Raw genomic sequence first — 14,539 nt, 5'->3', positions numbered from 1 at the left:
CCAGCCAGGAACCCACAATGGCGAAGCCTGACCTAGGCCTGAAGCGCACCTGCGTGGCCTGTTCCACGAAATTCTACGATATGGCGAAAACCCCGGCGATTTGCCCCAAGTGCGGGACGGAACAGCCGGCCGAACAGCCGCGCCCGCGCCGCGCGGCCCTGCCGCTCGACCCCAAGCTGGCCAAGCGCGCCGCCGCCCAGCCGGCGGATGGCGACGAGGTCGAGGTGGAGGACGTGCCCGAGGACGAGACCCTGGACGACGCCGAGGACATGGACGACGCGGAAGACGCGATCGCCGAGGAAATCGAGGTCGAGACCGAGCGCGACGAGGAGCCGTAAGGCCCCCCAATAAAAAACCCCCGCCGGCGTGCCGGCGGGGGTTTTTCTGTGCCCGATGCCCAGGCGTTCAGAACATGAACACCAGCGCCCCGATCACGATGCCCAGCAGGATGTTGATCACGATCCCGATCAGCGCCAGCACCAGGATGAAGGGCACCGCCCGTTCCTGCGGCACGCCGCCCACGATCGGCACGCCGACATACAGGATGTAGATGCTGTAGAGCCCGAGGATGCCCAGGAAGGACAGCGGCGGGATCAGGCTGAAGATCCCGGCCAGCCAGACCGCGGTCGGCGTATAGACCGCAAGCTTCATCGCCCCCCTGGGGTCGGCCGTGGCGCCGAAGGACGGCTGCAGCATCTCGATGATCTTGGCGATCACGAAGATGCCGACCAGGCCGAGCACGTAGCCAAGCACCATGACCACGAAGAGCCGGCCGATGCCGAAGCCCATCATCCCCATCCCGCCGCGGAACAGGAAGGCGCCGATCAGCGCCGAACCGATGAAACCGCAGATCGCCGGGATCGCCGCCATCGGCACCGCATAGGATTTGATCAGGTCGATCGGGTCGCCCACGGGTTCGGCGGCGATCGCTTGCCACTCCGACTGGGGCGACAGGATCAACCCTTTGGCGCGTGCGACGATATCCATGCGATGGTCCCTTTGGGTCGGCTGCAAGATTGCGATCTTGGCGCGCTGAATGCCGCCGGCGCAACGGATCGCGGCGGTGCCTGACGCGCAATTCATCATCCTGGGCCAGATACCGGCCAGACCGCGGCGCCAAACGCGCCACCTTGCCCCCGATGATGACGTCCCGCCGCTGGCCTCGGGCGCGGCGCTCGGCTAGGCCCGGGGGATGAAGACCTCCCCGTCCGACTCGCGAAGCCGCCCCGGTTTTCGGCTTTGGGGCGACCGGCGGTTCCTGGTGCTGCTGGCCTTGGGGTTTTCGGCCGGGGTGCCGCTGCCGCTGACCGCCTTCACCCTGCGCCAGTGGATGAGCGAGAGCGGCATCAGCCTGGCCGCGATCGGGCTGACCGCGCTGATCGGGCTGGCCTATACGTTCAAGTTCCTGTGGTCGCCGCTGCTCGACCACGCGGCCCCGCCGGCCTTTCGCGCCTGGGGGCGGCGGCGGGGGTGGCTGGCCTGCATACTGCCGGTGCTGGCGCTGGCGATTCTCGCACTCGGCCAGACCGACCCCGCGACCGCCGCCGGCGTGACCGTCGGCATCGCGGTGCTGGTCGCCTTCCTGTCCGCCAGCCAGGACATCGTCGTCGATGCCTATCGGATCGAGATCCTGGGCGAACGCGAACAGGGCTATGGGCTGGCCTGCTACATCTGGGGCTATCGCGCCGCCTTGCTGGCCAGCAACGCAGGCGCGCTCACGGTCGCCGAATTCTTCGGCTGGGGGGCCGCCTTTGCCCTCTGCGCGGGGCTGGTCGGCATCGGCTTCATCGCCGTCTCCCTGGCGCCGGAACCACCGCCCCCGGCCGCCCTGCCGCCCGGCTGGCGGCCGCGGCTGCATGCCGCGGTGATCGCCCCCTTCGTCGATTTCATGCGGCGCGACCATTGGATCGCGATCCTGCTCTTCGTCGGCTTGTTCAAATTGGGTGAGGCACTGGCCGGTATTATGACCGCGCCCTTCTACCGCGAACTCGGCTTCTCCCGGCTGGACGTCGCCGCCGTCAGCAGCGTCTTCGGCCTGGTCGTGACCCTGGCCGGGGCGCTGGTCGGCGGCTGGCTCGTCGCGCGCATCGGCACCAGGCGGGCGCTGATCCTGACCGGGCTGCTGCAGATGCTGTCCAACCTGATGTATGTCGCGCTGAACGAGGCCGGCGGCGGCATGCCCATGCTATGGGCCCAGGTGGGCGTCGAGAATTTCACCGATGGCCTGGCCGATGCCGCCTTCGTCACCTACCTGTCCCTGCTCACCTCCCGCGCCTTCACCGCCACGCAATACGCGCTGCTGTCGTCGCTGGCGGCGGTGCCGCTGCGCACGCTGGGTGCCTCGTCGGGCTGGCTGGCCGAGTCGCTGGGCTGGACGCCGTTCTTCCTGCTGACCACCGCCGCCGCGCTGCCGGCGCTGGGGATCATGCTCTACCTGCTGAACCGCCTGCCCCCGGGGGAGGTCGTGCCCGAAGTGCCCTTGGTGGCGGTCCCCGAGGATGCCCGATGAATCCCGCGCTGATCTGGACGCCCATCCTGCTGGTGCTGTCCAACATTGTCATGACCTATGCCTGGTATGGCCACCTCAAGCAGCCATCCTGGCCGATGTGGCTCGCCATACTGGTGTCCTGGGGCATCGCCTTCATCGAATACACGCTGGCGGTGCCGGCCAACCGCATCGGCTACGGCACCTTCACCGGCCAACAACTGAAGGTGATGCAGGAGGTGATCACCCTGTCGGTCTTCGCCGTGTTCAGCGTGATGTTCCTGGGTGAGCCGCTGCGCTGGACCTATTTCGCCGCCATGGGCTGCCTGGTCGCGGCGGTGGTGTTCATCTTCCTGCCGGTCGACTGATGGTTTTTGCCCCCGGATCGCTACGGCATCGCGCCGAAATGCTTGCCCGTGATCGGTCCATGGCGCAGGCTCGAACCAGGGAAACGCAGAAAAAAAGGAGCCGCACGCCATGCGGGCCATGCTGGTCTTTGTCCTGGCCTTGGCCGCGCTGCCGGCCCTCGCCCAGACGCGCTACACTGTCTATTGCGCGAACGGAAAAATCGAGGTGGACAGCCGCACGCCCGAACAGATGGCCAGCGCGCGCGGCAGCGGCACCTGCGCTTTCCAAAGCTTCGACTACCTCAGCGACGCGCAGGGTTTTGCCGAGCGCAATTTCCGCGGCATCGGCGCCGCCTGTTCCTGTCGCTGACGCCGGGGGTTGCGGCCACCGAGGTTCCTTGGTGGAATCGCCAGCGTAAGAATTTCGTTGCCAATCAAGGGAGATGTTCATGTCACGCGTCGCACTCGTCACCGGTGGTCAACGCGGCATCGGCGCCGCGATCAGTGAGGCGCTGAAGGCCTCCGGCCGCAAGGTCGTCGCCAACTACGCCGGCAATGACGCCGCCGCCGCCGCCTTCACCGCGGCCACCGGCATTCCCTGCTACAAGTTCGACGTGGGCGATTTCGATGCCTCGGTCGCCGCGGTCGCCAAGATCGAGGCCGAGGTCGGGCCGATCGAGATCCTGGTGAACAACGCCGGCATCACCCGCGATGCGATGATGCGCAAGCTGACGCGCGACATGTGGGACCAGGTGATCGATACCAACCTCGGCTCCTGCTACAACCTGTGCAAGGCCGTCTGGGACGGCATGAGCACGCGCAAATTCGGCCGCATCGTCAACATCGGCTCGGTCAACGGCCAGGCCGGGCAATTGGGCCAGGTGAACTACGCCGCCGCCAAATCCGGCATCCACGGCTTCACCAAGGCATTGGCCCAGGAAGGCGCGCGCAATTCGATCACGGTGAACGCCATCGCCCCGGGGTATGTGGATACCGAGATGGTGCGCGCCGTGCCGCCGGACGTGCTGGACAAGATCATCGCCAAGATCCCGCGCGGCCGCCTGGGCCATGCCACCGACATCGCCCGCGGCGTGGTGTTCCTGACGGCGGATGATGCCGATTTCATCACCGGATCGACGCTGTCGATCAACGGCGGCCAGCACATGTACTGACCCTTCGGGGGCGCCCGGGCGGGGCATGTCCCTGCCCGGGCGGTCCCGAAACCGGATCGCCATCCCGCCGTGGCCGGCTTAACACGCCCGCAACGCGGGAATGTGGCATGATGCCCCCATCCTGATGCAACCAAGACCCGGCTCGCGCGTTGCGAGCCTGTCCTGACCTTCGGAAGGGGAGACCGATGCCGCGGGTCCGCGTCAGCCACACCACACGCTACCTGTACAACCAGCCCGTCCAACTCTCGCAGCACCGCCTGATGCTGCGGCCGCAGGACAGCCACGACCTGCGCCTGCTGGAAGCGACCCTGTCGGTGGATCCGCCGCCGCAGTCCAGCCGCTGGGCGCATGACGTCTTCGGCAATTCCGTCTGCCTACTGGACTGGGCGCCGGAGGAGCGGACCGACCGGCTGGAGATCGTCTCCCGCCTCGACCTGATCCATTTCCCGGCCGGTCCCTCCCTGCCGCGCGCGACGCTGGACCCGGCGGCGGAGGTCTTCCCCTTCACCTACCCCGCCGAGGAAGTCCCCGACGTGTCCCGCCTGATGGAGCGCCAGACCCCGGACCCGGAGCATCTGGTGGACGCCTGGGCACGGCGCTTCATCCCGCTGGAGGGAGAGGCGCGCACGCTGGACGTGCTGGCGGCCATGACCCAGGCCATCCATCAGAACTTCATCTATGCCGCGCGGGAAACCGAGGGCACGCAGTTGCCGGCCGAGACCCTGCGCACCGGCGCCGGCACCTGCCGCGACTTCGCGCTGCTGATGATGGAGGCTGCCCGCAGCCTGGGCTGCGCCGCCCGCTTCGTCAGCGGCTACCTCTACGACAGCGACAGCATCCAGACCGTGGGCGGCGGCGCCACCCATGCCTGGGCGTCGGTCTACCTGCCCGGCGCGGGCTGGGTGGAATACGACCCCACCAACGGCCTGGTCGCCGGCACCAACCTGATCCGCGTCGGCGTCACCCGCAGCCCGGCGCAGGCCATGCCGGTCGGCGGGGGCTTTGTCGGCACCGCCGGGGATTTCCACTCGCTGATCGTCGATGTCGCGGTGTCGGTCGGCGACGATCCATCCCCCGTCGGGCCCGAACAGGATGATGGGCCGGCCGAGCCGGGGGACATCCCCGGTCCGGACATCGAACAGGTCGCCCCCCCCGGCCAAGCGTAGAGCCCGCCCCAACGACCTCCGGAACCAGCCATTGCCGATCGCCCTGCGTGCCCTGTTCGTGATGCTGGTCGCGCTGTTCCCGACCGCGCTCGTGCAGTTGCAGATGGAAAGCCAGGCGCGGCAGGAACGCACCGTCCAATTGGGTGAACAGGCGATGCGCCTGGCCCGGCTGGTCGCGGCCCAGCAAAGCCGCACCTTCGAAGCCGCCCGCCAGGTGCTGGTCGCGATGGCGGCGCATGAAGCGATCGCCGCCGCCGTGCCCAGCGCGGAATGCGACGCCTACCTGGCGCGCCTGGTCGCGTCGTCTCCGCGCTATTACACCGCCAACCTCTTCGGCCCGGATGGAAAGGCGATCTGCGCCGCCCAACCCATGATTGGCGAGGCGAGCGTCGCCGACCGGCAATACTTCCGCGCCGCCATCGGCGGGCAGGATTTCGTGGCCGGGGAATTCGGCACCGGGCGCGCCACGGGCAGGCAATCCTTCTACCTCGCGGCGCCGCTGCGCGATGGGTACGAGGTGCGCGGCGTGATGGTGGTCGCCCTGTCGATCGAATGGCTCAACGGCGACCTGTTGAGCCTGGACCTGCCGCCCGACAGCATCGCCACCATCGCCGACAGCGACGGCACGGTGATCGCCCGGTCGCGCGATGCCGCACGCTTCGTGGGCACCGCCCTGCCGGCCTTCGCGATGACGATGCTCGAGGCACCGCGGCCCGGGGTGGTGGACTCCCCCTCGCTGGAGGGGCTGCGCCGGATCGTGGGCTATATCCCGTCCAACGCCTCGCCGGACGGCATCTTCGTGGCCATGGGGCTGGATGCGGAACCGGCGGTGGCGGCCGAGGTCGCACGCCAGCGGCAGACGACGCTGATGATCGTGGGCTCCCTGCTGCTGACCCTGGCGCTGGCGACCCTGTTCTTCCAGGCGACGGTCGAACGCCCGATCCGACGCCTGCTCGACACCGCGCAACGCTGGGCGCGGCAGGACTGGCGCGCCCGCGTCGGTAAGCTGAACGGCGGCGGGCAGGAGTTCGAACGCCTGGGCGCCGCCTTCGACCGCATGGCGGAGGAGGTGCAGGAGCGCGAGGCCGCCCGCGACCGCGCCACCACCCGCATGCGTGCCCTGGTCGAGGTCAGCCCCCAGATCGTCTTCACCGCCGATACCGCCGGCGGCATGACCTGGCTGAACGGCTACTGGCTGGAATTCACCGGCATGACCGAATCCGACGCCATGGGCGAGGGCTGGCTGGCCGCGGTGCATCCCGACGACCAGGAACGCGTCCGCAAGACCTGGGCCACGGCGATCGAGGATGCGCGCCAGGCCGGGCCGGGCGGCTATGGCATCGAAATCCGCCTGTGCCGCGCGCATGACAAGGAATGGCGCTGGTTCCTGAACAAGGCCGCGCCGATCCGCGACACCGATGGCGTGGTGACCGGCTGGACCGGGGTCGCGATCGATTTCCACGACCTGCGCGCGGCGCAGTCCCAGGCCTCCGAAGGGGCGGCGCGACTGCGCGCGACCTATGACAGCGCACCGGTCGGGCTGTGCCTGCTGGACGAAGACCTGCGCTTCGTCGCGGTCAATGGCGTGCTGGCGGCGGCCAATGGCCCGACGGTCGAAGCCCATATCGGCCGCCGGCTGGAGGAGCTTGCGCCGCATATGGCCGTGCAGGTCGCCCCCCTGCTGCGCCGCGTCGTGGAAACCGGCGAAGCGGTCGAGGATGTCGAGGTCCCGGGGCTGGAGGGCGGCCGGCCGGGCGAGGACCGGGTCTGGCTGTGCAGCTACCAGCCGGTGCGGGGGGCCGCCGGCAACCTGCTGGGCGTCAGCGGCGCCGTGCTCGACATCACCGCCCGCAAGCGCTCGCAGGAAGCCGAACGCCTGTTGTCGCGTGAGGTGGACCACCGCGCGAAGAATGCGCTGGCGGTGGTGCGCAGCCTGATCCGCCTGTCGGCGGCGCAGACGACCCACGACGTGTCGGCGATGGTGGAGATCCTGGAGGGCCGGATCGCCGCCATGGCCCGGGTGCATACGGTGCTGGCACGGGAAAAATGGGTCGCCGCGGACCTGGCCGAGATCGTCGCGGAGGAGCTGGACGCCCACGCCGACCGCTGCACCCTGGGCGGGCCGGATGTGCGGCTGCGGGCCGAGGCGGCGCAACCGCTGACACTGGTGCTGCATGAGCTTGTGACCAATGCCAGCAAATACGGCGCCCTGTCGGCGCCAGGCGGCAGGCTGACGGTGGACTGGATGGTGGATGCGGATGGCGTGCTGCTGGAATGGACCGAACGCGGCGGCCCGCGCATCGAACAGCGGCCGACCTGGGCCGGCTTCGGCACGCAGTTGATCGAGGCCAATGCCGGCGCCCAATTGGATGGCGGCATCACCCGCTTCTGGGATCCGGAGGGGCTGCGCTGCGTGTTGCGGATCGGGCCGGAGGCGATCCTGGGCGAGCCGTCCGCGTCCGGCGGCGCCGATCCCGTGCTGTCGGGCCGGCGCGTGCTGCTGGTGCATGATGATGCGGAAAACGCGGCCCACCTGGCCGCGGCGCTGACCGCCGTGGGCTGCATCGTCGCAGGCCCCGTCCCTTCGACGACGGAAGCGATTTCACTGATCCATGCGTTGGGTCCGATCGATGCCGCGGTGCTGGCGACGATGCCGGGCGGGCGCTCGGTGCAGCCCGTGCTCGACCTGGTGCGTCGCCGGGCGGTGGCGGTGGTCTTGCTGGCGACCGATGGCATTGTGCTGGAAACTGGCGCCGACCTGCCGGTGCTGGAAACGCCGACGACCGCCGAGGCGCTGATGGGCGCCCTGCGCGCATGCTTCGTCGCGCTGAAGCAGGAAGCCTGACGCCGGGAGCCGAGACGCTCCTTTGCCCCGCGAGGGAGAGGCAGCGCTGTGGCAGGCCGCCCTCATGGTTCAGCCCGGACAACGCCGCGTCATTTTTTCAGGAACAACCCGGCGGGAAATCCGCCCCCCCATAGGCCAGCAGCCCCCCATCCACGGGCACCAGGCTGCCCGTGATGAAGGCGGCCGCCGGCGACAGAAGGAAATCGGCCACGGCCGCGATCTCCCCCGGTTCGGCGAGCCGGCGCAGGGGGATTCGGCGCAGCAGCGGCGTGGCCTCGCCGTCCAGGGGGCCGGCCGCCAGGCAGTTCACCCGGATGCCGCTGGCCCCCCATTCGCACGCCATGGTGCGGGTCAGCATGCCGACGGCCGCCGCCTCCGGCCCCGCCCCGCCCGCCTCGTCCAGGCCCAGTTGGCCGAGGACGGAGGTCAGGTTGACGATCGCGCCAAACCCCTGCCGCAGCATGATCCGCCCGGCCTGTTGGGCGCAGAGGAAGATGCGGTCCAGGTGCCCAGGCGCGGCTGGCTGCGGGTCGATGTTGAACAGTCCATCCAGACGGCCAAGCCGGCCCATCTCCGCATCCGCCGGCAGCGTGACCACACCGCGCGCCGCGAGGATCTGGGCCAACGCCGCCCCAACCGGCCCTGGGCCGATCGCGATCACCGGCACGCCTGGCGGCGGCGCCTGGGGCGGCACGCCCCGGATCACATTCGCGTCCTCGCTGCCGCCATAGGCATGCGACGCCCCATCCGCCACCAGCAGCGCGCCCGTCATGTAGCGCGCGGCCGGTGAGGCCAGATGCATGATGGCAGCAGCGATTTCGGCCGGTTCGCCCATCCGGCCCAAGGGGATGCGGCGCGCGGCCTTGGCCGGGTCGACACGCCCCTCGGCGATGAGGCGTTCCACGAGTTCCGTGCGGGTATAGCCCGGTGCCACGGCATTCACCCGAATGCCGTCTTGCGCCCAGGCGCAGGCGTGGTTGCGCGTCATCGCGACCATCCCGGCCTTTGACGCGCTGTAGCCGTTGCGCAGCGGAATGGCGCGCAGCGCCGCGCCGGAGGCGACGTTGACGATCGCCCCGCCGCCCTGCCGGCGCATGACGGACGCGGCCTCACGCGCCGCGGTCGCGCTGCCGTCCAGGTTCAGCGCCAGCAGGCTGCGAAAGCCGTTGGCTGTCTGTTCCACGACCGGGGTGCCGCCATCGATGCGACCGGCATTGTTGACCAGCACGTCAAGCCGGCCATGCCGCGCGGCGATGCCCGCGATCATGGCGACGACCTGCGCCGTGTCGGCCATGTCCACCGCGATCGCTTCATGCCCCGGCCCGAGGTCCGCCACGCGTGCGGTGGCACGGGCGCCGTCGATATCCGCCAGCAGCACGCAATCGCCCGCGGCGGCAAAAGCCTGTGCGGTGGCCCAGCCGATCCCGGCAGCGCCCCCCGTCACCAAGACGATGCGCGGCATGGTCAGATGTTCGTCGTGGTGATGCCGCCGTCCACCGCCAGCACTTGGCCGGTGACGAAACTCGCCTGGTCGGTGGCAAGGAAGCAGATCGCCTTGGCGATATCCTCCACCGTGCCAAGCCGGCCGAGCGGCGTGCGGGCGATGCGCTTCTGGTCCTTTTCCACCGTGCGGTGCTTGGCGGTGCCCTCGGTCGGCACGGCGGAGGGTGCGATGGCGTTGACCCGGATGCCCTTGGCGCCCAGGTCAGCCGCCGCCGCGCGGGTGATGCCCATCACGCCGGCCTTGATGCCGCTGTAGACGATGCTGGACTGCGTCGCCCGCAAACCGGCCGTGGAGGCGACGTTCACGATCGACCCGCCGCGCGTGGAATCCATCACCTCGGCCGCGGCCTGGATGCCCCAGATCACCGATTTGAAGCCGACCTCCAGCATGCGGTCCACGGTTTCGGGCGCGATGTCCGGCACGGCCTGGTAACGCACCCAGGCGGCGTTGTTCACCAGGATGTCGAAGCGCCCCGCACGCTCGGCCAGGGCGGCCACGGCAGCGCGCATGCCGTCGCGGCTGGCGACGTTCTGCGCGATGCCGATGGCGCGGCCACCGGCGGCCTCGATCTCGGCCACGACAGCGTCGACGAACTCCTGCTTCAGGTCATTCACGCCGACCACGGCGCCCATCGCCGCGAGGCGGCGCGCGGTGGCGCGGCCGATGCCATTGCCGGCGCCGGTCACCAGGGCCGCGCGCCCTGTCAGCAGGCCCGCCATGGCCTGGTCCTGGTTTTCCGTCATGGTTTTCTCCCGGGGTCAGTTCGTGTCGATCAGCGCGGCGGCGACGGCTTCGCGGATTTGCCGGACCTCGCCCTGTGCCGCCAGCGTGCGGATGCGGCGCAGATGGCGGTGGACCGGCACATCCCAGGTGAAGCCCATGCCGCCATGCGCCTGGATCGCGCCCTCCGCGATCACGGGCCCATGCGTCGCGGCGGCCAGGAAGGCGGCCTGGCGGGGCAGTGTCTCGCCACAGGCCGTCGCGCGCGTAATGGCGCCACGCATGCCCTCCAGCGCCAGTTTCTGACGTGCCAACTGGTGTCGCAGGGCCTGGTTCGCCACCAGCGGCTTGCCGAACTGGCGGCGGTTGGTGACGTAGTCCGCCGCGAGGGCCAGGCAGGTCTCCGCTGCACCCAAAATGGCGGCGGCGCGCAGCAGCAGCGCTTCCTCCTGCAACGCGGCCCAGGCAGTTGCGTCCAGGCGGCAGGCGGGTGTGTCGCCGGTCAGTGTGACGGTCTGCTCCGGCACCGTCTCATCCAGGCCGATGGCGTCGCTGACGGAAAAGCCTGTCGCCGGCACCAAGGCCGCGCCATCGCCCTGCCGCACCAGCAGCCAGTCGGCGCCGCGCGCCATCGGCGCCCGCCCCACCGTGCCGGTCAGGTCGCCGCGCGCGCTGCCGGCCCAGGCGACGGTGCCGCGTGCCTCGCCGGCGACCAATGCCGCCGCGATCTCCGGCGATGGGCCGGCGAGGTGGCGGCCGAGCAGCAGCGCTTCCAGCAGCGGGAAAGCGAGGTCGCCAGCCCCGGCCGCCTGCAACACCGGCACGGCAAACCGCAGGTCGAGGCCAAGGCCGCCCACGTCCTCCGCCGCCAGCACGCCCAGCAAGCCGTCCTCCGCAAGCCGCACGGCGCTTGCCGCCGGATCGAGCGTCGCGCAGGCCGCCACCGCCCGCTGTGCGCTATCGGCAAATTCCGCCGGGTCGAGCCCGGCCTGCATCGCATCCATGGTCACTTCCCCCGCGGCAGTTGCAGCACGCGATCGGCGATGATGCCGAGTTGGATTTCCGTGGTGCCCGCGTAAATCGTTTCCGCGCGGGACTGCAGGTAGATTTCCTTGAAGCGCTTCTGGGCGCCCAGCACGGCGGGCGACGCGTCCGGGCTTGCCATCGCCAGCATCTCCATCGCCAGGGCGGCAAAGCGCTGGTGCGCCTCGCTCCAATGCAGCTTCATCAGGCTGCCCTGCGCACCGATCGCCTGGCCGGCGAGCAGGGCTTCGACCGTGGGCTCGACATGGCCCTTCACCATCTCGATATCGACCTGCGTATCGGCCAGACGCTGGCGATAGAAGCCATCGCGCAGCAGCGGCGCGAGTGCCGGATCCTGCTTGCAGGCGGCGATCAGGTGGCGAAGTTCATTCTCAAAACGCCAGGCGCGATACATGCGGTTGGTTGCGCGTTCGATGCCGAGCACGCGGATCGCGGCGTTCCAGCCTTCGTCGGGGGCGCCGAGCGCATCCTCCGGCCCGACCGGCACCTCGTCGAAGAAGACCTCGGCGAAGCTGTCCTTGTCGTTCATCTGGCGGATGGTCCGCACGCGGATGCCGGGCGCATCCATCGGCACGGCGAAAAGGGCCAGGCCCTTGTGCCGATCCTCCAGCGGGCCGGTGCGGGCCAGCAGCAGGCAGCGCTTGGCCTTGGCGGCACCGCTGGTCCAGATCTTCTGGCCGGTGATGCGCCAGCCGTCACCGTCGCGCACCGCACGCGTGCGCAGCCCGGCCAAATCCGACCCGGCTTCGGGTTCCGAAAAGCCCTGGCACCACATCTCCCGCATCTCGATGATGGCGGGCAGGTAGCGCTGCTTCTGGTCCTCCGTGCCGATCGCCAGGATGATCGGGCCGGCGAGTTCCTTGCCGATGGACCCGACGCTTTCCGGCAGCGCGAGGCGGCCGATTTCCTGGTTGGCGATCAGGTGTTCGCGCAAACTCCGACCATGGCCGCCATAGGCCTGGGGCCAGGTGATGCCGGCCAGTCCCGCGCGATGCATCGCGGCTTCCCAATCGAGGCATTGCGCCAGCGTCGGTGTGGCGTAGCCCGGCTGGTCGGCCAGGAAGCCCGGCGGGACATTGGCGGCGAGCCAGTCGCGCACATGGGTGCGAAACGCCTCGCCCGAGAGGTCGCCTGTCATGCGTGGTGCTCCGTTCCCACGGGCACGATCAGCGCATCCAGCGCCACCGCGCCCTGTCCCTCGGCCCGCAGCAGCAGCGGGTTGATGTCGATCTCCGCGATCGTTTCCGCGTGCTGGGCCGCGAAGCGCGATAGCGCCGCGATGACGCGGGCGGCGGCGGCGATATCCGCCTTGGGGCGGCCACGCGCGCCGTCGAGCACAGGGAAGGCTTTCAGGCCGCGCAACATCGCCATGGCCTCCGCCTCATCCACCGGCGCGGGGCGCAGGGCGACGTCCTGGATCACCTCGGCAAAGATGCCGCCGAGGCCGACGAGCACGACCGGGCCGAACACCGGGTCGCGCTTGGTGCCCAGGATCATCTCCGTGCCGCCACGCAGCATGGGGGAGACGAGAACGCCCTCGATCCGCGCCTTGGGCGCGGCGGCACGGACACGCGCCAGCATCGCGTCATGCGCCGCCACGACAGCATCTTCGCTGCCCAGGTCGAGCACGACGCCGCCAACCTCGGTCTTGTGCGGCAGATCGGGCGAGACGATTTTCAGCACGACCGGAAACCCCATGTCCCGGGCAGCCTGCGCTGCATCGGCGGCGCTGCGCACGACACGTTCCGGCAGCACGGGCACGCCGGCGGCGGCAAGCACCTGCTTCGCACCAGCCTCGGTGCGCAGTAGCGCCGGGTCCAGCGGCTCGGCCGGGGACAGGGGGGGCGCGGGCGGCGGCAGCGCGCGAGCGGCCTGAAGGTCGCAGAGACCCGCCAACACCTGCGTCGACTGGCCGATGCCATCCACCACGGCAAAGCCCATGGCGGTCAGTTCCTGCACCGCATCCTGCGGCCCGTGCACTGTCAGCATCACCACCTTGTCGGGATGCTTGTCCCGCACTGCCCGCAAAGTCGGCATGTACACGTCCCGCAGGCGCGGGAGGTAGAGCGAGGAGGAGAGCAGCAACAGCAGCGCATCGCAGCCGTCGTCATCGAGGATGGCGCCGAGGATCGCTTCCAGGATCTCCGGCCGGCTCGACATCATCGCCGTCGCATCCACCGGATTGCGCGGCGAGGCATAGGGCACCGCGGCGAGGATGCGGTCCTGCGTCGCCTGGGATGGCGCGGGCAGGGTCAGGCCGGCCGCGCTCGCCGCATCCGCCATGAGCACGCCGAAGCCGCCCGAGGCCGTCAGCAGCACGGTCCGCCGCCCGCGCGGCAGCCGGTCGCCCAGCACCGAAGCCGCATGGCCGAGGTCGAGCATCTGTTCCACGCTATGGACCCGCGCGACGCCGGCCCGGCGGAAGACCGCATCGAAGACCGCATCCGAGCCCGCCAGCGCCCCGGTGTGGGAGGCCGCGGCCGCCTGGCCGGCATCGGAGGCGCCGATCTTCAGCACGACCACTGGCTTGGAGGCCTGGCGCGCTGCTTCGAGCGCCGCGATCAGGCGGGGCGCGTCCCGGCAGGTTTCCAGAACGCAGAGGATGACCTTGGTCGCGGGATCGCGGGCCAGGAAGGCGACGGCATCGGCGATATCCACATCGCATTCATTACCGGTGGTCACGAAGCGGCTGATGCCGATGCCGCGTTCCCGCGCCAGCAGCGCGGTATAGCTGCCGATATTGCCGCTTTGCGAGGCGATGCCGATCGGCCCCGCCTGCGGCAGGCTGCTTTCCAGAACGATGGAAAACGTCGCGATGCTGCGTTCGGCGATGCTGACCGCGCCCAGGCAATTCGGCCCCAGCACGCGAATACCGGTGCGATGCGCGGTCGCGCGCAGCCGCGCCTGCAAGGCCTCGCCCGCCTCGCCCAACTCGGCGAAGCCGGAGGAGAAAATGACCGCGGCCTTCACGCCCTTGGCGGCGCATTCCTCCAGCGCATCGGGCGCCATCTGCGCGGCGACGGCGATGATCGCGAGATCGGGCGCTTCCGGCAGCGCCGTGACGGAGGGATAGGCCGTGAGCCCCTGCACCTCCGTCGCGCGCGGATTGACCGGATAGATCGCGCCGGGGAAGCCGAAACGCTGCAGCAGTTCCACCGGACGGCCGCCGATCTTCGTCGCGTCCTGCGATGCGCCGATGATGGCGATGGAGCGCGGTTGCAGGATCGCCTCCAACCCGGTGCCGATCTCGACCATG

General features: G+C 69.9%; 13 protein-coding genes. 7 read left to right on the top strand and 6 right to left on the bottom strand.

The window, feature by feature from the left end:
• Positions 1-17 precede the first annotated feature (17 nt).
• Positions 18-338: a TIGR02300 family protein gene (locus ACQW02_RS02380; RefSeq protein WP_431283682.1), complete on the top strand. Its 321-nt coding sequence runs from the start codon at positions 18-20 to the stop codon at positions 336-338.
• Positions 339-405: 67 nt separating this feature from the next.
• Here the strand turns inward: ACQW02_RS02380 and ACQW02_RS02375 are convergent, their stop codons facing one another.
• Entirely contained in the window at positions 406-987 is a 582-nt protein-coding gene (locus ACQW02_RS02375; RefSeq protein WP_431283681.1) for a Yip1 family protein, read from the bottom strand.
• A 205-nt stretch (positions 988-1,192) separates the two neighbouring features.
• Here ACQW02_RS02375 and ACQW02_RS02370 point away from each other — a divergent pair, with 205 nt between their 5' ends.
• The 6 genes from ACQW02_RS02370 to ACQW02_RS02345 all read left to right on the top strand — a co-directional run bounded on the left by ACQW02_RS02370 (position 1,193) and on the right by ACQW02_RS02345 (position 8,015).
• A complete protein-coding gene (locus tag ACQW02_RS02370) occupies positions 1,193-2,509 on the top strand; it encodes an AmpG family muropeptide MFS transporter (protein ID WP_431283680.1) in 1,317 nt (438 codons plus the stop codon).
• The gene (locus tag ACQW02_RS02365) at positions 2,506-2,853 is read left to right on the top strand and encodes a DMT family protein (RefSeq protein ID WP_431283679.1); all 348 of its coding nucleotides are present in this window, start codon (positions 2,506-2,508) and stop codon (positions 2,851-2,853) included. Before ACQW02_RS02370 ends, ACQW02_RS02365 begins: the two co-directional genes overlap by 4 nt.
• A gap of 109 nt (positions 2,854-2,962) precedes the next feature.
• A complete protein-coding gene (locus tag ACQW02_RS02360; RefSeq protein WP_431283678.1) occupies positions 2,963-3,202 on the top strand; it encodes a hypothetical protein in 240 nt (79 codons plus the stop codon).
• Between the two features lie 79 nt (positions 3,203-3,281).
• The gene (gene phbB / locus ACQW02_RS02355) at positions 3,282-4,004 is read left to right on the top strand and encodes an acetoacetyl-CoA reductase (RefSeq protein WP_431283677.1); all 723 of its coding nucleotides are present in this window, start codon (positions 3,282-3,284) and stop codon (positions 4,002-4,004) included.
• 185 nt (positions 4,005-4,189) lie between these two features.
• Entirely contained in the window at positions 4,190-5,170 is a 981-nt protein-coding gene (locus ACQW02_RS02350; protein ID WP_431283676.1) for a transglutaminase family protein, read from the top strand.
• A gap of 31 nt (positions 5,171-5,201) precedes the next feature.
• The gene (locus tag ACQW02_RS02345) at positions 5,202-8,015 is read left to right on the top strand and encodes a PAS domain-containing protein (RefSeq protein WP_431283675.1); all 2,814 of its coding nucleotides are present in this window, start codon (positions 5,202-5,204) and stop codon (positions 8,013-8,015) included.
• A gap of 97 nt (positions 8,016-8,112) precedes the next feature.
• Here the strand turns inward: ACQW02_RS02345 and ACQW02_RS02340 are convergent, their stop codons facing one another.
• Genes ACQW02_RS02340 through ACQW02_RS02320 form a run of 5 tightly spaced genes read right to left on the bottom strand, consistent with a single transcriptional unit; the run spans position 8,113 to position 14,538 of the window.
• Entirely contained in the window at positions 8,113-9,477 is a 1,365-nt protein-coding gene (locus ACQW02_RS02340) for an SDR family oxidoreductase (protein WP_431283674.1), read from the bottom strand.
• Positions 9,478-9,479: 2 nt separating this feature from the next.
• Positions 9,480-10,262 carry an SDR family NAD(P)-dependent oxidoreductase gene (locus ACQW02_RS02335; protein ID WP_431283673.1) on the bottom strand — a complete coding sequence of 261 codons (783 nt, stop codon included), beginning with the start codon at positions 10,260-10,262 and terminating at the stop codon, positions 9,480-9,482.
• Positions 10,263-10,277: 15 nt separating this feature from the next.
• The gene (locus ACQW02_RS02330) at positions 10,278-11,243 is read right to left on the bottom strand and encodes an acyl-CoA dehydrogenase family protein (RefSeq protein WP_431283672.1); all 966 of its coding nucleotides are present in this window, start codon (positions 11,241-11,243) and stop codon (positions 10,278-10,280) included.
• 2 nt (positions 11,244-11,245) lie between these two features.
• Positions 11,246-12,421 carry an acyl-CoA dehydrogenase family protein gene (locus ACQW02_RS02325; RefSeq protein WP_431283671.1) on the bottom strand — a complete coding sequence of 392 codons (1,176 nt, stop codon included), beginning with the start codon at positions 12,419-12,421 and terminating at the stop codon, positions 11,246-11,248.
• Positions 12,418-14,538 (bottom strand): acetate--CoA ligase family protein, encoded by a 2,121-nt coding sequence (locus ACQW02_RS02320; protein WP_431283670.1) that lies wholly within the window; start codon positions 14,536-14,538, stop codon positions 12,418-12,420. The genes ACQW02_RS02325 and ACQW02_RS02320 overlap by 4 nt, the downstream gene beginning before the upstream one ends.
• Between the last annotated feature and the right edge of the window lies 1 nt (position 14,539).

It is taken from the genome of Humitalea sp. 24SJ18S-53 (genome assembly GCF_050632385.1).
Lineage (GTDB): Bacteria > Pseudomonadota > Alphaproteobacteria > Acetobacterales > Acetobacteraceae > Humitalea.
This window is presented reverse-complemented; position numbering and strand designations above follow the sequence as displayed.

Coding starts and splice junctions, on each gene's coding strand:
- ACQW02_RS02370 (WP_431283680.1), top strand. CDS start 1,193: ATGAAGACCTCCCCGTCCGACTCGCGAAGCCGCCCCGGTTTTCGGCTT.
- ACQW02_RS02360 (WP_431283678.1), top strand. CDS start 2,963: ATGCGGGCCATGCTGGTCTTTGTCCTGGCCTTGGCCGCGCTGCCGGCC.
- ACQW02_RS02325 (WP_431283671.1), bottom strand. CDS start 12,421: ATGACAGGCGACCTCTCGGGCGAGGCGTTTCGCACCCATGTGCGCGAC.
- ACQW02_RS02350 (WP_431283676.1), top strand. CDS start 4,190: ATGCCGCGGGTCCGCGTCAGCCACACCACACGCTACCTGTACAACCAG.
- ACQW02_RS02340 (WP_431283674.1), bottom strand. CDS start 9,477: ATGCCGCGCATCGTCTTGGTGACGGGGGGCGCTGCCGGGATCGGCTGG.
- ACQW02_RS02375 (WP_431283681.1), bottom strand. CDS start 987: ATGGATATCGTCGCACGCGCCAAAGGGTTGATCCTGTCGCCCCAGTCG.
- ACQW02_RS02330 (WP_431283672.1), bottom strand. CDS start 11,243: ATGGATGCGATGCAGGCCGGGCTCGACCCGGCGGAATTTGCCGATAGC.
- ACQW02_RS02365 (WP_431283679.1), top strand. CDS start 2,506: ATGAATCCCGCGCTGATCTGGACGCCCATCCTGCTGGTGCTGTCCAAC.
- ACQW02_RS02335 (WP_431283673.1), bottom strand. CDS start 10,262: ATGACGGAAAACCAGGACCAGGCCATGGCGGGCCTGCTGACAGGGCGC.
- phbB (WP_431283677.1), top strand. CDS start 3,282: ATGTCACGCGTCGCACTCGTCACCGGTGGTCAACGCGGCATCGGCGCC.
- ACQW02_RS02320 (WP_431283670.1), bottom strand. CDS start 14,538: ATGGTCGAGATCGGCACCGGGTTGGAGGCGATCCTGCAACCGCGCTCC.
- ACQW02_RS02380 (WP_431283682.1), top strand. CDS start 18: ATGGCGAAGCCTGACCTAGGCCTGAAGCGCACCTGCGTGGCCTGTTCC.